Origin of the sequence: Plebeiibacterium sediminum, from assembly GCF_026013605.1 — a bacterium.
GTDB classification, from domain to species: domain Bacteria; phylum Bacteroidota; class Bacteroidia; order Bacteroidales; family Marinilabiliaceae; genus Saccharicrinis; species Saccharicrinis sediminus.
The window spans coordinates 1-17,562 of sequence record NZ_JAPDPJ010000004.1 but is presented as its reverse complement, the minus strand read 5'-3'; the positions used below and the strand labels follow the sequence as shown (position 1 = coordinate 17,562).

The 17,562-nt window shown below is 36.1% G+C and carries 16 protein-coding genes; 1 reads left to right on the top strand and 15 read right to left on the bottom strand.

Annotated features, from left to right (window positions below; all coding sequences use genetic code 11):
* Positions 1–12 precede the first annotated feature (12 nt).
* The 15 genes from OM075_RS03415 to OM075_RS03345 form a co-directional block, all read right to left on the bottom strand.
* On the bottom strand, positions 13–720 hold the full coding sequence (locus tag OM075_RS03415; RefSeq protein ID WP_301189069.1) for a M48 family metallopeptidase: 708 nt from the start codon (positions 718–720) through the stop codon (positions 13–15).
* Between the two features lies 1 nt (position 721).
* Positions 722–3,973 (bottom strand): type I restriction endonuclease subunit R, encoded by a 3,252-nt coding sequence (locus tag OM075_RS03410; RefSeq protein WP_301189068.1) that lies wholly within the window; start codon positions 3,971–3,973, stop codon positions 722–724.
* 4 nt (positions 3,974–3,977) lie between these two features.
* On the bottom strand, positions 3,978–5,204 hold the full coding sequence (locus OM075_RS03405; protein WP_301189067.1) for a restriction endonuclease subunit S: 1,227 nt from the start codon (positions 5,202–5,204) through the stop codon (positions 3,978–3,980).
* Between the two features lie 3 nt (positions 5,205–5,207).
* Positions 5,208–5,972: a hypothetical protein gene (locus OM075_RS03400; RefSeq protein WP_301189066.1), complete on the bottom strand. Its 765-nt coding sequence runs from the start codon at positions 5,970–5,972 to the stop codon at positions 5,208–5,210.
* Positions 5,957–6,973 (bottom strand): hypothetical protein, encoded by a 1,017-nt coding sequence (locus OM075_RS03395; RefSeq protein ID WP_301189065.1) that lies wholly within the window; start codon positions 6,971–6,973, stop codon positions 5,957–5,959. Before OM075_RS03395 ends, OM075_RS03400 begins: the two co-directional genes overlap by 16 nt.
* An 83-nt stretch (positions 6,974–7,056) precedes the next feature.
* Positions 7,057–7,824 carry a metallophosphoesterase gene (locus OM075_RS03390; protein WP_301189064.1) on the bottom strand — a complete coding sequence of 256 codons (768 nt, stop codon included), beginning with the start codon at positions 7,822–7,824 and terminating at the stop codon, positions 7,057–7,059.
* The gene (locus OM075_RS03385; RefSeq protein WP_301189063.1) at positions 7,825–9,312 is read right to left on the bottom strand and encodes a type I restriction-modification system subunit M; all 1,488 of its coding nucleotides are present in this window, start codon (positions 9,310–9,312) and stop codon (positions 7,825–7,827) included.
* A 69-nt stretch (positions 9,313–9,381) separates the two neighbouring features.
* On the bottom strand, positions 9,382–9,687 hold the full coding sequence (locus OM075_RS03380; RefSeq protein ID WP_301189062.1) for an HNH endonuclease: 306 nt from the start codon (positions 9,685–9,687) through the stop codon (positions 9,382–9,384).
* Between the two features lie 215 nt (positions 9,688–9,902).
* Positions 9,903–10,481, bottom strand: a complete 579-nt coding sequence (locus OM075_RS03375; protein ID WP_301189061.1) for a restriction endonuclease subunit S — start codon at positions 10,479–10,481, stop codon at positions 9,903–9,905.
* Between the two features lie 306 nt (positions 10,482–10,787).
* Positions 10,788–12,578, bottom strand: a complete 1,791-nt coding sequence (locus tag OM075_RS03370; protein ID WP_301189060.1) for a DUF3987 domain-containing protein — start codon at positions 12,576–12,578, stop codon at positions 10,788–10,790.
* Positions 12,579–12,580: 2 nt separating this feature from the next.
* Positions 12,581–13,504, bottom strand: a complete 924-nt coding sequence (locus OM075_RS03365) for a BT4734/BF3469 family protein (RefSeq protein ID WP_301189059.1) — start codon at positions 13,502–13,504, stop codon at positions 12,581–12,583.
* Positions 13,491–13,787, bottom strand: coding sequence for a helix-turn-helix domain-containing protein (locus OM075_RS03360; protein ID WP_301189058.1), 297 nt, complete (start codon positions 13,785–13,787; stop codon positions 13,491–13,493). Before OM075_RS03360 ends, OM075_RS03365 begins: the two co-directional genes overlap by 14 nt.
* A complete protein-coding gene (locus tag OM075_RS03355) occupies positions 13,784–14,086 on the bottom strand; it encodes a helix-turn-helix domain-containing protein (RefSeq protein ID WP_301189057.1) in 303 nt (100 codons plus the stop codon). Before OM075_RS03355 ends, OM075_RS03360 begins: the two co-directional genes overlap by 4 nt.
* Positions 14,087–14,290: 204 nt before the next feature.
* Complete coding sequence (locus OM075_RS03350; protein ID WP_301189056.1) at positions 14,291–15,307, bottom strand: hypothetical protein; 1,017 nt, start codon at positions 15,305–15,307, stop codon at positions 14,291–14,293.
* A 21-nt stretch (positions 15,308–15,328) separates the two neighbouring features.
* Positions 15,329–16,561 carry a site-specific integrase gene (locus tag OM075_RS03345; protein WP_301189055.1) on the bottom strand — a complete coding sequence of 411 codons (1,233 nt, stop codon included), beginning with the start codon at positions 16,559–16,561 and terminating at the stop codon, positions 15,329–15,331.
* A 341-nt stretch (positions 16,562–16,902) separates the two neighbouring features.
* Between OM075_RS03345 and OM075_RS03340 the strand changes: the two genes are divergently transcribed.
* On the top strand, positions 16,903–17,481 hold the full coding sequence (locus tag OM075_RS03340) for a hypothetical protein (RefSeq protein WP_301189054.1): 579 nt from the start codon (positions 16,903–16,905) through the stop codon (positions 17,479–17,481).
* Positions 17,482–17,562: the final 81 nt, after the last annotated feature.

Below are 17,562 nucleotides of genomic sequence, written 5' to 3'. Positions count from 1 at the left end.
TCTATTTTTATTTTATACCATTAATTTCTCCAACTCATCTTTCGTCTTCCTCCAACCTGGAGAAAGTTTATCTAATAACTCATAAAATGCAGTGCTGTGATTAAGGTGTACCATGTGGCACAACTCGTGTATTATCACATATTCAATGCATTTTTTAGGTGCTTTTATTAATTCAATATTTAATAGGATTTCTCCTTTTTGACTGCAGCTTCCCCAACGTTTATCCATCCACCTGTATTTTAGTGTTGGTGTAATATCCGAAAGTTCTTTTGCAATAGGCGAAAGCTCTTGAAACAGGTTATTAAAATGAAGGTCTGCTTTTGATTTAAACCATGCTTTTAATAGTTTCTCAATTCGCTGCTTATCCTCTTTGTCTTTACAGTAAACTGAAATATTACCACCATGCAGTTTTACTGAATCTTTTTCAGCTTCAGCTAACTTTAGTCGATATTGCTTACCTAAATACAAATGAGTTTCGCCACTAATAAATTTGCGAGGTGGAGTAATTGGATGAAAAGACAAAAAGAAATCCTGTTGACGCAATACCCATGCAGCTTTGCTATGTACCTTTTCCGTAACCTTATCCATGCTCGTGCCTGTTGGGGCAATTACATGAACCGATTTATCGGGATATACTTTAATGCCTAAGGTTTTACGCTCAGCAAAAGCTAAAGAATATTCAATGGTCGAATTGCCGTATTTGATTTGTTCTTTTAGCATCTTACTTGTATTTGTGTATCGCAATTTTTAAGCATTCTTCAATTAAATGGTCGATGTCATCCCAATTTGTATCAATATCAAACTTTTGTAACAGGTCGTAAATGGCATCACTTAACTCAATGTTTATTTTTCCTGTGATATCAACATTCTTATGGAAGTCAACAATCTTTTTATCATTAAGGTAGATATGGTCTTTTACTGTCTTATCTATTACAAGCCCCATTTCAATATGAAACTTAGTTTTTAACAGCTCCACATCTTTGTAAACCGATTTACTATAATTGTAAAACGCTAAAGCTACTTCGTTATCTGCTAGTTCTTCCGGTGCATCATCTCGGTTGCCTTCGAAGAAATCTTTATCAAACTGCTTTGCTCGCTTTAAATATTCTGCTTCATCAATGCGTTTTTGGTGGTAATCTTCGATGGTTTGACGAATTAAGTCGGCAAACTTGGTATAGAAGATTGGGTCGTCCTGCATTTTTACATTAATAGCCTTTATGGTTCGGCTGGCAATGTGGTCGGCTTGTGCTGCCTTTCCTACAATCTTTTCAACTTCGGCTTCCCGTTCTTCTTTATTGAAGATGTCTACCAAATCGGTAATTTTTAGAATCTCTCCATCGGTTGAAAGATGCTTATTGATAAGCTTCTGAACTTGTGGTTCATATTCTTTATAGGAAATGTCATCGTTATAACGACGTTTTACATCCACACGAAGTTTTAAGAAAAACTTAGCATCATCCTTATAGGTGTTGATTTTATCTTCTTCGGTATTGTTGACAAAATCGACCGATGATAAAGCCAGTTTAAGCATTCGGGCAAAGACTGATAATTTTTCGTAGAACTTATTTCTAAGGTCTTCGGCTGAAAGCAACTCTTCGTATGCTGTTGGTTCCAGGTTCTTGCCTTGTAAACTTTTAAAAATATCCCAAAGCTCAGCATGTGCCTGAGGTAGCTTCTTTATTTCTTCGTTAATATTGGTTAGCGTACCTTCTAAATCTTCCTTGTCGAACCCTTCTAAACCGGAATAGGTATCTAAAGCATTGTCTAAGTTTTCGAGGTTGCCGTAATAGTCAACAATGTAGCCGTAATCTTTACCGGGGTATACTCGGTTTACTCTTGCTACTGCTTGCAGTAGTGTATGTTCTTTTAGACTACGGCACAGATATAATACGGTATTGTTTGGTGCATCAAAACCCGTAAGGAGTTTTGCAACCACAATTAGTATTTCAGGTACATCACGATTTTTAAACTGGTTGATGATGCTTTTCTCAAAGGTTTTCAGGTCGCCATATTTGTCTTCCATGGCGCTGAAATAGGCATCTTCCCGTTGTTTTTCTTCATTTTCGTTATAAAAAGAATCTTCAATACCCTCTCTTTGGTCGGTTCGTGTTACTACAACCGCTGAAGAAACTTTTCCAATGGTTTTAAGATATTCATGATATAATAAAGCTGTTTTTATTGTGGGAGCTACCAATTGAGCTTTTGGTTTATAGTACTCGCTATTGGACTGAAAGAAGTCGGTATAGTGCTTGCTAATATCCCAAGCACGAGCATATACTATCTGGTCTGCTTTGTTAAGTTCATTGACTGTATTAAACTTTCTTTTTAGAGCTGCCTTACCATAATCAGGAAGTGGCTCCGAAATCATATCAAAGAAGTTATTAAGCGGTTTTTCGTTCAACTCCATTATGTTGTGTCGCCCTTCGTATAACAAAGGAACAACTGCTCCATCTTCAACGGCATCGGTTACAGTATATGCCTTGCCAATGTAGCCGCCAAACTTTTGAGCCGTGCTCTTTTCCTTTTTCATTAAAGGCGTACCTGTAAAGGCCAAGAAACAAGCATTGGGGAATACTCTTTGCATGCTCACACTAAAACTACCGTATTGAGTGCGGTGGCCTTCATCAATAAGAATAAAAATATCCGGTGAAGTAAAAGGCTCTTTACATTGCTTAACTGCTGCCTCAAATTTGTTTATAATGGTTGTGATAATGGCATCGTCATTATCATTAATCAGCTCTGCTAAGTGTGTTCCTGTTTTGGCTTGACGTACTTCTTTCTGACATTTTTTGAAGGTGTCAGAGATTTGGTCGTCCAAATCGATACGGTCGGTAACCAATAGGATTTTAGGATTTCGGATATTCTTATCTGATGCTAAAAGCTGTGCCAGCATCACCATTGTTAATGACTTACCACTACCTTGTGTATGCCAAATAACACCACCTTTTCGCTTTCCTGTATTGTCGAAGCGAGAAACCCTTTTAATGGTTTCGTTTACTGCAAAGTACTGCTGATAACGCGCTACTTTTTTTATGCCATCATCGTACAAGGTAAAGTTGCGAATAAGGTCGAGCATGCGAAGCGGTGCACATAAGCTAAAGAGCAACTCATCTTGCTTGGTCAATGGTCGGTTTTCTTGTTCTAAGCTATCGAAGTAGTTTCGTACATATTTAAACCTATCGGAAAATAGCTTGTCTTTATCTGCTTTGCTTAATGGCTTATTCTTTAATTCGGTTAAAGAACTCCAATAGGTTTTTTCTGCTGCTTTGCTTGGGAATTGTTCTTTCCATTTAGCCCAAAATTCTTTAGGTGTGCCAGTAGTGGCGTAACTGCCTTCGTTGGTGGCTGTGCTTAATAATAGGCTGGAATACACATAAAGTGAACGAATACCATCGGCAGAAAAATTGCGTGCGTGTTGCTCAATAGCCAATTCAACAGGCTTTTTAGTTCCACTTAATGCAGGGCTTTTGCACTCTACAATACAAGTGGGAATACCATTTACAAACAACACTAAATCGGGGCGGTAGGTGTCTGCTCTGCCATCACGTACTACACTGTATTCTTCGGTAACATGGAATACATTGTTTTCTGGATTTTGCCAATCGATGTATTGTAGTGAGTGGCTTTTTTTATCACCATCGATACTTTGCTCAAATGCTTTACCTAAGGTAATTAAATAGTAAAAGGCTGCATTGGCATTCATTACCCCTTCGTGAATAGGCAGTTCCTTAAGTGCCAAAACAGCGGAGCTGATATTGGCATCGGAAAACTCGTACTTTTTACCTTTGCGAGTAAAACTATTTATCTTTTGAAGCTGACTAAACAATACATCCTCAAATAACACTACAGAGTTTTTACCCTTACGCCACTCCATGGCCTGAGCAGGGGTAACGTAGTGGTAGCCCATATTAATGAGCAACTGTAGTGCAGGTATTTGCGATATATGGTCTTCTAAAAATGATGGTGCAGGCATAGGCTTAATTATTTACTTTTACACGTTTTTGACCCGTTAACAACTGTTGCATTAATCCCTTTTTCTGGTCTTGCAATTGTTGCAGGTAAGTTTCCTGTGTTTTTATTTCATTATCTGCTGTGGTTAGTACTTTGGCTATGGCTTGTTGTTCCTCTATTGTTGGAGGACAAAGCACCTTAACTTTTTTGAAATCATTGAATCGACATTGCCAAGTGTCACTTACTAATCCCTGAGAATACCTATAAAAGCGATGCACTACATAATCCAACTTGAAAAGATAACTAAAGAATAATGAGTCAGCATTTTTATTTGGAGTTACAATTGTATATGCAGGACTTACGATACCTTCTAATTTTGATAATGCACTTCTTCCTTGCCACATACGCATTGTATTATAGCCAATATCTCCAACGCAGATTCTTTTGTATTTGGATTTATCCGAATTTGAGGTGTCTTTTTTCACGGAATCATCTTGCGGATAAACACCATTAATACCAACCGATAGCAATGGTAATTCAATATGATTCGTTTCATTTCGTTGTTTAAAATATTCGCCTAACTTCACTTCCTTCCACTCACCACTAAACCCCTTTAACCTTGTTTTACCTGTAAGTAATTGTTGCATTAAACCTTTTTTACGGCTGTTAAGTTGCTCAATAAGTTTTTGGCTTTGCTCAATGGCTTTATCCCATGTAGATAGGATTTTGGCTATTTTTTGTTGTTCGGGGAGTGGGGGTACGACAATTTTTAATGGTTTTAAGAATTCTACATTTATATTCTTTTGAGCACCAGCGGGAGCTAAATAATCAATCCTTCGTTGCTGGGTATGCATATAATAATTAAGAAATTCATTATGGATTTTGCTACCACATTCAATCCCAATTAAACTATCTGGGCAAGCCATGTCGAATTCTAGTATAGAACAATGCCCAATGTTTGCTGCGATTGTAATAAGAATAGTTCCTTTTTTAAAAAGTACGCTTACTTTAAGTCCTTCTTCATTTAATGTTTGTGTATAGGTATTTACTCTGCCTTTTGAATTTGTAACATCACCAGTTTGTACAAATGGAATTTGACCATTATAGTATTTAGGGTCATTACGTGGCCTTGGACTAAATCGCCCTCTTTTTAAAGTCGTAACTTCACCAAGAAGTCCCACATTCCAATCCTCAGGAATCCAACCAATTTTAGTCTTTTTATAACCTTCTTTTATTTCAGTAACTGCTTCCATGGGTTAGTCTAATTTGAAGATTTGTTTAAACTGCTTAAAAACTTCTTGAGGTGGTATCTGTACACCCATGTTTCTAAGGATAGCTTTATCCGGCAATTGTCCTGCTATCATATTGGCTGCAGCTTGTAAGTCTGCTTTTACATTGTCGGGTGTGTCCACTGTTTCATCCGGAGATAATAACATGGTCAACCGAAAAATGTCTGCTTTGTGCTTTTTAATGTGTTTGTCGCATTCGGCATGGCCTGCAGCTTTGCGCTCGCTCCAATCTAAAAAAGCTTTTGCTTTAAGGGCAATTAAGGCTTTGGGATTGGCCAGATGTACATCGTTTTGCAGCTCGCTTTGCTCAATGGTTAAAGAATAATAATCTTCGTCCATTAATATGGCAGAAAGACTGGATAAGTCAGCTTCAGTGGGTATGGGTGTTAAATGTGTACCCTCATCTAAGTCCAGAATATCAGGATTTTTAGAAAACAGCTCAATCTGATATGGAAAATTATCTTTTTCGGGTTTTATAAAACGGTAGTATTGTCGTTTATCACCGCCTTTTTCTTTCTGTTCGTAGTTGCCCTCCTTAATAAATTCCCAGAAAGCTGTGACAAACTCTTTATCTAAAGCCTCTACAATAAGGATAATATCAATATCCTTTGTTGCTCTAGGTGTGAACCCAGCATCTTCCATTTGTATATCCAAGGCCGTTCCGCCGATAATGATGTACTTATCAGCGTGGTCTTTAAAATATTCTTTAAATGTATCTATTCCTCTAACCATATAAATTTCTTTTCTATTTGTTCCAAGGCCTCTTCAATACGTTCATCTTCATCGTTTGCAAAGCAGAGATATAATGATATGGGGTCTGTGTTATTTCCCAGCCACCTGAATTTACCATTTAGCAAAGCTGGGTCGTATTTCCATATTTCAGTAGCAAATTCTCCTTCACTTCTGTTTTCCTGTGGCCATTGGTTTGTTTTTTTGTAAGCCTGATAAGTTGCTTTATCAAGTGCCAAAAAATGTTGGAATCCCGGGTTAATATCTGTAAAAGCTGTTAATGCATTTGTGTTTGTATTTATCCACTTGTCATGCGGAGGCCTTTCATCAGTAAACACAGTTTTTAATACCGGATGAATACCCAGATGACGTTCTTTAATACTGTTCCAGGTGTCTTGTTTGCTTTGATTAAAAGTCAAGCTTTTGGGCCTTCCTGTATGAATTGTGCAAATATTCAGGTTCGCCAGATTGTCTGCAGCACGTGTTATGGCCATTGCATTTGTCTCAAAGAGATTAGCAATTTCATTAAACGGAACCTCTTCAATTTGCTTATCTTCATTATTACTCAACAGCCAGTAAACGGTAAGCAATTGAGCCATTGGTGTAAAACAGCTATCCTCATTTGTTTTAACCTGTTTTACTTCGGTGAACGCCATCATAAGCTCTGGAATAAACAATTGTTTGAACGGAACAATAAAATTTATTCGTTGCTGCACCAATCTTTTGCGTTTAAATGCTTCTATGTATTCGAACACAAGAATAACCGGCAGATTAATAATTTCCCGAATACTCTCCATGTGTTTGTGCATTTGTCCAATGGTCGGTTGGTCTTCCTGATATTTCAAGCGAGCCAATACAACTTCAGCACCCATCAACCACGCTGTATTCAACTGATAGTTTGCAGTTAAGTATAACGGCAGTTTTTTTTCTAAATGAGTTTTGTGCTCATCTATGTGAAATTCAAGACCTATTTCCTGCTCGATATATTCGTTTAGTTCGTTCATAATAACATCTTGTATGAATACTAACAAAGCTTGTGTTATAATGCAAATATAATGTTATTTTACTCTTATTTAATTCAAACAGCCTATAAAATAACAGTAGCAGCTAAGCTAAAAAGTTCATGTTCCTTGTTTCTAACATATCCCAATTGGTTTGTTAGCATTTGAGTTTTTCCGATTAAAAAAGCATTACAATTCCAATGATGATGACCAAAAATCCAAGCTTCAGGCTGATGTTCTTCAATCAAAGAAAATAGCTCTGTTGCAAAAGCATCATTCAGGATATCGCCTTTGTACATATCCGGATAATTCAAGAAGGTAGGTACATGATGGCTACAAACAATCGTTTTGTAAGCTTTTGAATCTTTCAATGCTCCAATTAAAAACTCCAGGCTTTCGTTGTGTAAGCTGTTAAAACTTTCAGCCGTAAAAGCATATTCGCCATTCTTAATCAGGTGAAAATCATTTAACCGCCGTTCAATTATCCATTGGTTTTCTGTTTTTATCTGCGACCATAGCGTTGAAAATATCAATCGAATATCATTAATACTTACTGTGCAATTATTAACAAGACTAATATTTGGCCTGATTTTTATATTCAGAGAACCATGATAATTGCTTAAGTTTTCATGATAATACTCATGATTACCCGGTACCCAATACACTTGTTCAAAATCATTAGCAATTTTATCCCAAAACCAATTAAACTTATCCAGCAATCTGAGTGGCAAAATATCACCTGCCAACAATAAAACATTGGCCTTTGGCACTATGAAATTATCCTTTAAAAACTGTTCATTTTCCGGAAATTCCAGATGCAGGTCAGAGCAATATTGTATACTTATGTTACCCATTTAGTATCCTAACTCTTTTAAGTATGCAGCCATTTCCTTTTCAACAGCAGTCATTTCTGTTTTTATGGTTGCAATTTCCTGTTGTGTGGCTACAATATCGATAGGCTCTTCTTCCTCAAAAGTATCTACATAACGTGGTATGTTTAGGTTGTAGTCATTTTCTGCAATTTCCTCTTTGGTGGCTATGTAAGAATACTTTTCTATGGTTTCCCAATTGTGGTAAGTGTTATAAATTTTCTCAATATCCTCCGGGCGCAAGTAGTTCTGATTTTTACCGTTTTCAAACTCTTTGCTGGCATCAATGAATAGTATATCTGTATTTTCCCCTTTATTTTTATCAAAAATTAAAATACAAGCAGGAATACCCGTTCCAAAGAATAGGTTAGCAGGTAAACCAATAACTGCTTTTAGTTTGTTTTCTTCTATTAACGCTTTGCGAATAGTACCTTCGGAACTACCACGGAATAATACACCATGTGGCAATACTACACCTGCACGTCCATGTTCGTTTAAGGATTCTACCATGTGGGATATAAAAGCGTAATCGCCTTTGCTCTTTGGCGGCACACCACGCCAAAAACGTCCGTACTGGTCGCTTGATGCATTGTCGGCACCCCATTTATCTAATGAGAAAGGTGGATTAGCAACAACAATGTCAAACTTTTTTAAATGGTCGTTTTCTTTGTGTAATGGGTTATTTAAGGTGTCGCCCCATTCAATAGTAGCATTATCGCGCCCATGTAGAAACATATTCATACGAGCAAGTGCCCAGGTACTTCCGTTTACTTCCTGTCCACTTAACGAAAAGTTGGTACTACCAACTTCTTTTGCGGCTTTTAATAGCAATGAGCCAGAGCCACAAGTGGGGTCGTAGATGCGGTCTTCTTCTTTGGGTTCAACCAATTTAGCTAATAAGGTTGATACTCCTGCAGGGGTGTAGAATTCACCTGCTTTTTTACCGGCATCGGAAGCAAAGTTTGCAATCAGGTATTCGTAAGAATCACCAATAATATCGTTATCGTCCAAATTTGAAGGGCGTAGGTCTAATGCCGCAAAGTCATTTAGTAAGTCTTTTAACCTGCGGTTTCGGTCTTTTGTTTGACCTAAGTGAGCCTCTGAGTTAAAATCAATATTACGGAACACTTTATCAAGCTTTGCTCTGTTTTCTTCCTCAATATTCTCTAAGGCAACATTAATCAACTCACCTAAATTATCTGCATTGCGTTGCTCGTATAAGAAATCAAAAGAGCTTTCCTCAGGCATTTTAAAACGCTCGTGTTTTAGAGCTCGTTCAATACGAACAGAATCACCTTTGTATTTTTCTTTGTACTCTTCCTTTTTCTCTTTGTGTACATCGGAGATGAACTTTACAAAGAGCATCGTTAAGATGTAATCTTTATAACCTGCCGGGTCAAGTGTTCCTCTAAAGGTATCGCACGCTTTCCAAACAGTAGTATTAATTGTTGATTGAGATAATTTATTGCTCATATTGTTAGTCTTTTATTTTTCATATATAGAAAAAGAGAAGCGGCGAACCGCTCTCTTTTAATTTCCAGTTTATGCAGCTTTAATCTTACATGACCAGTTTGGGAAATTATCGCCTTTATGTCGATTGTTCTCCCATTGTAAAGGTTGTAAGTTGCTTAATTGGTCTGAACCTCCTTTTGCTTTTGGTTTGATATGGTCAATTTCCCAACCGTTTTGAGAGTTAGTGTTACCATATTGCACCTTTTTAATCCATGCACCGCATGAATCTTTTCGCGTTACATTCGGGTCGTAACCTGGAACAACTGTACCTTTTCTCCATACTGCGTCAATATCTGATTGACTAAAACTTTCGTTTAAAACATTTCTATTAATCATGTTAAAATCCTATTTATTTTTATGCTCCTGATATTTTAAAGGATTAAGGAGCTTTAGCCTGGTCAAGTACTTTTCTTTTTGAAAAGTCGTGATTTTGGCGTATTTTTGTTTTTGCGAAACGGTGTGTTGAATCAGTCGGGTGATAAGCCCCTGAGACTACAATACGCCAAAAGAAGTCTTAATAAGTGACCACTTTATTAAGGCTTTTTTGTTTATCAGCCATCTGTTTTATTGTCATTAATAATCATATTTAGTAAGCCTGTTTTCAAGGCTTTTTTCTTTTCTAATAGTTGTGTTGCCAGTTCTACATCCTTATCAAGTAGCTTAGACATATCAATAATTTGTCTCTGCTTTTCGATGGGTGGTATATATATACTCAGCTGCCCCAATTCTTTTTTCTGAATTGAGGGAATAGATGTACCACCGCTTAATGACTTTAGTTTGTGATTGACTTTTTGAGAGTTTAATACATTGGCTAAATACTCACCAATCAGTTTACTCGAATCATTAATCTTGATAATATAAAAAAGGGAAGATGGTATTACTTGGCCATATTCCTCTTTATATGCCCATGCAAATATCCGTTGCCCTTTACCAGTTACTATAATATCATTGGGGCGTAAGATGTATTTTTCAGCATCTTTTATGGCGTCAATGTATGATTCTTTAAACAACGAAGGCTCAAAGAACTCATCAAAATGACTGGAAACCAAGTATTTTATCATACCTTTAGTTTCAGCCTTTTCGTAGGGGCCATAATAAATTTGCGCTATGTCGTTTAATCTATACTTCATGTATTTATTTTCGTACATCGTTTCTAATTCGATGCAAAGATTGAAATAAAAACAATGAAAAACAAATAAAAACAATTAGTACAGCGTTTCTAATTTGTATTTTTGTTGCTATTTACAACAAATAGTTCCCCTAATACATCTTTATTTATTTGAATATGTGCGAGTTGTGTGTTTTCATGGAACATATAAAATTTATTTTCAAAAATTTCATCTCATAGTCATTTTATTTTTATAGGTATTCGATGGAACTCGCTTTTCGGCAATTCTGTCTTAATGAGATATTTGATTAGCTCGTTTCAACTTTTTTTAAGATTCTGGTTTTTGATATGAATTATGTGAGTGATTCAGTAATTTATTCTCCTTAAACTGCCCAATATACTTTTCGGCTGTCTTGTCTTTGATGTCAAGTTCTTTTGCTACAGCTAAATAGCCTTGGCGGTTGAAAGCATTGGGTAGAGCATTATAAAACTTTAGTTTCACACCCTTCAAATCATTATTTGGCAGATTCTGAAAAACAGCGATAGCATGTTTTTCTAATGTGAAAGCTATTTGAATGGCTGTTTTAAAATCTGTTTCGTTACATATTAAAGGATTGGAATAGTCACCATCTTCCAGTATTCGCAAGGTGCGAAGCACCATAGCAATACGAAAGGTGATTAAGCCCAAACGCCTGCTGTTGGCATTAAAATCATTCCCTAATAACATGCGGTTACGTTTATACAAAATATTAAACTGCTCAGTAAATACTTCTCCTTGCTCAGCAGTAAAGCAAAACTGTATTGGCTTTGGTTGGTCGATTAGTATTTGGTGCAAGTCGTAAATTTGGCTTCCTTTCTCTTCAAAGAACTCGGTGTAATTTACCCTTTGATGGGAAACAAAGGGGTTCTTAAAGTCGCTATAATCTTCAAAAGCATAGTAAAGAAATCGGCTAAATAAGCCGTTTTCAACGTCCGGCATCATATTGTGTACTTGTTTTGGCGTACCTGAAAGTGCAATTGCCAAATGTGGGTCTTCAACTTCAATATGTTCATTGTCCTTTCGCCTGAACATGTTTGTGCTTTCGTGATGAAATGCTTTGCGAAGCACATCGCTAAAGTTTCCCCAATCTTGTTTTAAGGTTCCTGCAAGTGTATCTGCTTCCGTTTCGAAAATAATTCCTTTAAAATCATTATCGGATAAAGCCTGAATAAATGCACTTGAACTGCTATTGGCAGGAATGTAGAACATTTTACGCTTTGGCTCCTTGGGTTTCTCAGTTCCCTGACGTTGGTTTTTATTCAGATTGTTATAGTTCTCTAACTCGTATTCGTATTCCTCTTTAGCTCTGTTAGATTGTTCTACCACAGATTTATGAATTTTCATACCAAAGTATTTTGCCCACTTTAGTTTTCCTTTTCCCGAACCTGCAGGAGCGGTAATAAAAGAATATAGGTGCGCCGATACAGGCTCGTCGAAATAAATGCCTTCAATATTGGGTAGACATCCACTTATCACAGATAGAATACCGATTAACAGCACATCTTTCTCTATAGCATCTTTAAACATGTCTGTACTTTCTTTCAATATTTCGGGCAGTTGTCTATATACCTCACTCGGTATTTGTGGCGTATTAAAAGTTACTTCATTGGCTTCTTCTGTGTACTCGCTTTTGATATTAGAGTTAGGTTTGTTTGGTTTATCTATTGTATTACGTGGTGGTATGGTAACTAAACTGATTCCGGCTTGCTGTGCAAGATGGAAAAAGGTTTTTATAGTTACGCCGTGCCCTGTTGCTTTTAAGCACTTATCGAACTGCTTATCACAAACGGCATAGGAATATTCAGAATAAAAACGACTAACGCTATGAAAGTAACTTCGCCCAGACTCTCCAAATTCCTCAGCTAGCGCAAAGCCAATATCACGCCAGTCTGAATAGTTGGCGGTAATATCGGTATGAGTCTCTTCTAATCGTTTAATAATTATTTCAACATCATTAAGCGCAGGGGCTTCCGTATAGCTTTTAATACTTGTATTGGCTATTTTATTTTGTTGTGGTTCTTTGGTTGGCTTATCTTTATTCAACCAGTAATCTATATCGAATTTCTTTTTAACGGTCATCACTATAAGTATTTCGGATTAATAAAAACCTCAGGGTCTGAGGGGAGAAAACAGGCGCGAGAAACATCTTTACCCGATTTATCAACTTTCAGTTGGTACACTTCTTTAATGTAGTTGGCAATAGCGTTAAAAAAGTTTTGGTGTGTTGATTCGGTTATGTCAATGGGTATAATCCATTTTAAGCCATCGCCAGATGGGGAAACAAAAAGCAATTCCGTTTCAAAATATTCATCATTCAGTAATTGATTTTTCAATTGCTGAAGGTTTTCGATGTAGTCAAAATCAATGGTCAGTAATCCTGAGTGATTTTGTAGTGCTTTATCGTTTCGCTTTGTAAATACACCTGAGAAAGTAACGTAATCAAATTTTGAAGCTTTGAATTTACGGGCTTCATCTTTTGCCTGTATCGTTCTTAACTGTTCTGTTTTGGAGGTGTTTTTCGTTGATTTAATCAACTCGTACACTTCAACCAAACTTACCGTACTCTTTGGGTAGATATTGCTTACAGGCGAATTGAAATAGCTAAACTTAGGAATGTGAATCGCAGGTTTGTTTTCCTCTTCTTCTGGTAACTCTGGTAGATTTTTATTACCATAGAAATCCCATTGCTCTCCAATGCGCAAGTGCATTTCCTCATTCAACTTTTCCAGCAGCTCATTTCCTGTTAACTTGTAATGCAGTGCAGCAAATTCGAAAGGATTGCCTTTGAAATCATCTTTCTCTAAATCGCTATACAAAAACACCCAATCCACATTAATGAGTTTTAGTGTAAGCTTATTCTTATTAAAAGGATTCTTTGCTGGGCTACATTGTTTGCCTGAAAGTCGAAGGACAACTTCATTAGGATAATATACTCGCAGAATATGCGAGTATATATTTAATCCATAATTTGTTTTATCTAATATGGCTTGCTCATCTAACTCCATCACTAGGCTTTTTTAAGGGTGAGTAATTGGATTCAAGCATATTTTCGATATCCGAAAGCTTGTAATAAAACTTACCGTTGATACGACTGCATGGAAGTGAGCCATTATCCCTCAATGTTTGCAGAGTTCTTTTGCTTATATGCAGAACTTGCATTACATCCTGGCCATCAATCCATGCCTCAGAGAATTTCTCTAAACGTGTTTTGTAAAATTGCTGCAGGTATATTTTGATTTCCTTTAGTTCTCCAGATAGTTTCAGGAGTGCTTGCATTACTTCCATCATAGCTGATTCCTCCCTTGTTTAAGTTGAAAATCAGTAATTGCCTGGTCTATTTCTTCCTTGGAATCGGTGCGGTTGCGGAGCAACCAACTATCCAACTCAAGGCGTTTGAAATAAACTTTCTTCCCATTCGGCTTGTAATGCGGAATTGAACCTGCAGCCGTTAGTTTATAGAGGTGTGAATGCGACAACTCTAAATAGATAGCAGCTTCATTAAAACTTATTACTTCCTTTTTGAGCGTATTCTGCTCGGTAAGCATCTTTTCGATGCTCTCTAACTTTTTTAAAATTACTGAGTCCATAATATCAGTTATTAAAATTGATATAGGACTTCACCGGTGAAGACATCATTGATTATCAATGACAAGTGCAAGGTAGAGGGATTGAAAAGGTAGTATGGTATTGACACAGTAATACCAATAAAACCATCTATCAGATAGCTAATTATGATTTTTGGTGGTATTATCTAAAGAAGAAAAATGGTATAATCGGCACTTAATACCATATTATGAAATACGCCTTATTTTATCTAGCCAGGGGAGTTTAATTTTAGCTTGTTCAATTTGTTCGTCTGTTATTCTCCTGAATTGCTGCGAGGTATCTACAGAATATCTTTCATCGAGATATTTTCTAATGTCTGTATCTTTTAGTTTTTGATGCGAACCAATGATGTTTCTTCGGAAATAATTATTCTCAATAAGTACTTTAAAAGTTGCTGCCAGTAAAGTGTGATTTGATTGTTTTTTACTTTTTTTGAAGAAGTAGTCTATGCCAATTATATCGTATTCATAAAGTTGCGCTTCAACTTCCCCAAATAGCTGTTGATTATAAATTATGGAATAATCTGCTTTTGAATTATGAATATGTTGAATATCCTCATAGATTGGCTTGAATGAGCTTTTTTCTTTCTTCGTGTTGGTTACAATTGGCATCTCAATTTTTTCAGACTCTTTTATTAAAAGTTGGTTTGGTTTAGGCTCCTTAAAAAATTGCAGATGAATATCCTCTTCAGATAGTTTGTCAGTTATCAAATAAGACTCAAAGGCTTCTTGGATGTCTAAATAGAGTTGTATTAATTGAAACTTTAGATATTGGTAGACATATGTTTCCTGACTTAAAGTGATGTCTTTTAGTTTATGGTTCTGCTTGGGGTCTATATGAGAAATTGAATAGTTCAAACGCTCTATCTCCGAAGCGACCTCAGTAAATTTATCTGAGAGAATATCGTTAAGAGTTGATTTTACCCAAAGTTGTTTTACATCGTTATCACTCGAATCGTTGATTAAACTGCATATTTGATTATAGTAGCGTATGGCTTCATTTTTAATCAATGCCCGATAGTATTTCGCCATATCGGTATGAGGAGGAAAGAAATCAACTTCATAGCAAGGCTGGAATTGATAGGCTTCTGCCTTTATTTCCTTGAGAAGTTCTTTATATTTTATCTGTGGTACATTTCTATTTCTTAGTGGACGTAGCTTAAGAAAAAGTATGCTGTGGTATAAATCCAGCTTGTTGTTCATAGTGAGAAGGATGTAATTATATTAAAAATCTAATAGTTTACGTTGGTAGCTTTCTTTGGTATCATCCTCAAAGCTATCCAAATAACTTTCGGTTGTTCTAAGATTGTTGTGCCCAAGGCTTTCACTAATAAATTCAATTGGTGCTCCTGAACGTTTTAATACTGTAGCGAAAGAATGTCGTGCAGTATAAGTCGTAAGCGATAACTCAAAGTTTAATTCCTTTCCAATTCGCTTTGTGTATTTATTGATGGTTTTTACTGCTTGTTTTATTTTCTCGTACTCTTCTTCAGGTGTATCATCTACAGATAGAATTGGAAAAACGTAATTATTTGGAACTGCATGTTTATTGCCCCATTTTTCTATGATGGCATTAATTTCAGGTATGCGAATGGCCGTAATGCTCTTTTGATTGGCTTTAGTTGAGCGTTCCGTTTTTGACCTGACAAAAGAGATGCGCTTGGAATCCATGTTCTTGAACTTCAACCTTACGATATCTTTCATGTTTACACCATTGCACAAATAACTAAATAACCACATATCTTTTGCTCTTTGTTCAGCTTCGGTCTTTGCAGGATACTCAATGAACTGCTTGATGTTTTCTATGGTTAATGCCTTTTTGACATTGCGTGCTGATGGAATTTGGTATTTATTTTTAGAGAATGGATAGTTTTCCCTTGGAAGGTTTCCTTCTTCTATGGCCTGATTAACCATGGTACGAAGATTGCGCAAGAACATACCTGTTGTAGTAATGGATTTTCCCTTGCTTGTCATCCAGTCTTCAAATGATTGCAACCACTCTGGTGTAATGTCAGTAAAGGATAACTTCTTTCGTTTAATCGAAGTCAAATAATCCTCGATTGATTTTATGGTATATTGAAAAGTTATAGCTGTACTTATGCGGTCTTTGTCGGTCAGTTCTTTATGCCGCTCACTTAGTGCATCTAATACAGATGTTTTACTTTGGGGTTTATCATTAAACTGATTCATGAATTCAGCGAATGAGAAGCTCTCCATATTATCAATAATCTTAATGGCTTTGTTTTCAATTCCAGAAAGATGTGTTTCAAGGTCCTTTAAAGTTTTATTTCGGTGCTTTCCCTCTTTCATCGTTTTCCAGTCGTCTTTAGTCAGAAACTTTCCAACAGGGAAATACTTTTGCTCACGGTTGTACGTCACTCGCAACTTAATGGCATATGTGCCATCTTTCTTTTTTATTCTCGTATCGTGTACGATTGCAGTTGTAGCACCTATCATGTGGATATACTTTAAGTTCACGACTTGTATGTATATTGATTTTAATACATACGAGATACATACAAATATACGATATAATAGGAATAAAAAAGATGAAAAGAGAAATTAAAACAATGTAATTAATTGATATATTACAATATAGGAAATAATGAGAAATGAAGAATTGTATAAAAACATGACTGGCAGTCAAAAGGTCATCGGTTCGATTCCGATATCTTCCACTTTGAAAATCAAGGCGTTCGGTGGCTTCCACATCGGGCGCTTTTTTTATGTAACATACATTGTAACATACTTTTTTTCAAGACCTATATTTCTTATTTTTGAAATTTACATCATTTAATATGGAACAAAAAGGAGAAGTATATTATATAGGATTGCTTAATAAGTTCAATCAGTCTACCAACTACAAAGACAAATTAGAGATTTTTGATAAGGAATTTGGGATTCTAAAAGCTAATTATGCAACTCCCCTTGTTACAAATACAGAGAACACCATTTTCATAAGTGATTTCGACATACTGCCCGAGGAAGATAATAAACTCCAACTAAAGTTTTTTAACGAACTTGTTTTTACTAAGATTGAAATCATTCTTGACAATAATAAGGCATGGGATACATGGGGTTACAATAGATTTAATGAATATGTAGCAAAGAAAATTGAAGACAATCAATTCTCTTTGTTTGATCTTGGTTTAATGACTAATTCTTTTAATAATAGGATTAAGAAAACTGGAGCAACAAAGATCTTATTTATTAAGAAAGAATTAAAAACAATTAAAGATTCAGTTGAAAGCTTTAAAACCCAAGATAATTTTAACCTTTCTGCATTATTTGAAGATCTTCAAAAAGGTAATTCAATAAATTTTTCTAGGTACAATTTTGGACTTGCATATGAACAGTTCATCGGTGGATATTCTTGATCATGTTGACCCCCTTTCCCGAAGCCGGTTCATGTGATGTTTTCCGCATGACATTCCGGCGGATGTTGACCCCTTTAAGTA

Excerpts from the sequence above, each read along its gene's own strand:
- OM075_RS03400 (WP_301189066.1), bottom strand. The coding sequence starts at position 5,972 with ATGGTTAGAGGAATAGATACATTTAAAGAATATTTTAAAGACCACGCT.
- OM075_RS03370 (WP_301189060.1), bottom strand. The coding sequence starts at position 12,578 with ATGACCGTTAAAAAGAAATTCGATATAGATTACTGGTTGAATAAAGAT.
- OM075_RS03410 (WP_301189068.1), bottom strand. The coding sequence starts at position 3,973 with ATGCCTGCACCATCATTTTTAGAAGACCATATATCGCAAATACCTGCA.
- OM075_RS03345 (WP_301189055.1), bottom strand. The coding sequence starts at position 16,561 with ATGATAGGTGCTACAACTGCAATCGTACACGATACGAGAATAAAAAAG.
- OM075_RS03380 (WP_301189062.1), bottom strand. The coding sequence starts at position 9,687 with ATGATTAATAGAAATGTTTTAAACGAAAGTTTTAGTCAATCAGATATT.
- OM075_RS03340 (WP_301189054.1), top strand. The coding sequence starts at position 16,903 with ATGGAACAAAAAGGAGAAGTATATTATATAGGATTGCTTAATAAGTTC.
- OM075_RS03375 (WP_301189061.1), bottom strand. The coding sequence starts at position 10,481 with ATGAAGTATAGATTAAACGACATAGCGCAAATTTATTATGGCCCCTAC.
- OM075_RS03385 (WP_301189063.1), bottom strand. The coding sequence starts at position 9,312 with ATGAGCAATAAATTATCTCAATCAACAATTAATACTACTGTTTGGAAA.
- OM075_RS03395 (WP_301189065.1), bottom strand. The coding sequence starts at position 6,973 with ATGAACGAACTAAACGAATATATCGAGCAGGAAATAGGTCTTGAATTT.
- OM075_RS03360 (WP_301189058.1), bottom strand. The coding sequence starts at position 13,787 with ATGATGGAAGTAATGCAAGCACTCCTGAAACTATCTGGAGAACTAAAG.
- OM075_RS03365 (WP_301189059.1), bottom strand. The coding sequence starts at position 13,504 with ATGGAGTTAGATGAGCAAGCCATATTAGATAAAACAAATTATGGATTA.
- OM075_RS03405 (WP_301189067.1), bottom strand. The coding sequence starts at position 5,204 with ATGGAAGCAGTTACTGAAATAAAAGAAGGTTATAAAAAGACTAAAATT.
- OM075_RS03390 (WP_301189064.1), bottom strand. The coding sequence starts at position 7,824 with ATGGGTAACATAAGTATACAATATTGCTCTGACCTGCATCTGGAATTT.
- OM075_RS03355 (WP_301189057.1), bottom strand. The coding sequence starts at position 14,086 with ATGGACTCAGTAATTTTAAAAAAGTTAGAGAGCATCGAAAAGATGCTT.
- OM075_RS03415 (WP_301189069.1), bottom strand. The coding sequence starts at position 720 with ATGCTAAAAGAACAAATCAAATACGGCAATTCGACCATTGAATATTCT.
- OM075_RS03350 (WP_301189056.1), bottom strand. The coding sequence starts at position 15,307 with ATGAACAACAAGCTGGATTTATACCACAGCATACTTTTTCTTAAGCTA.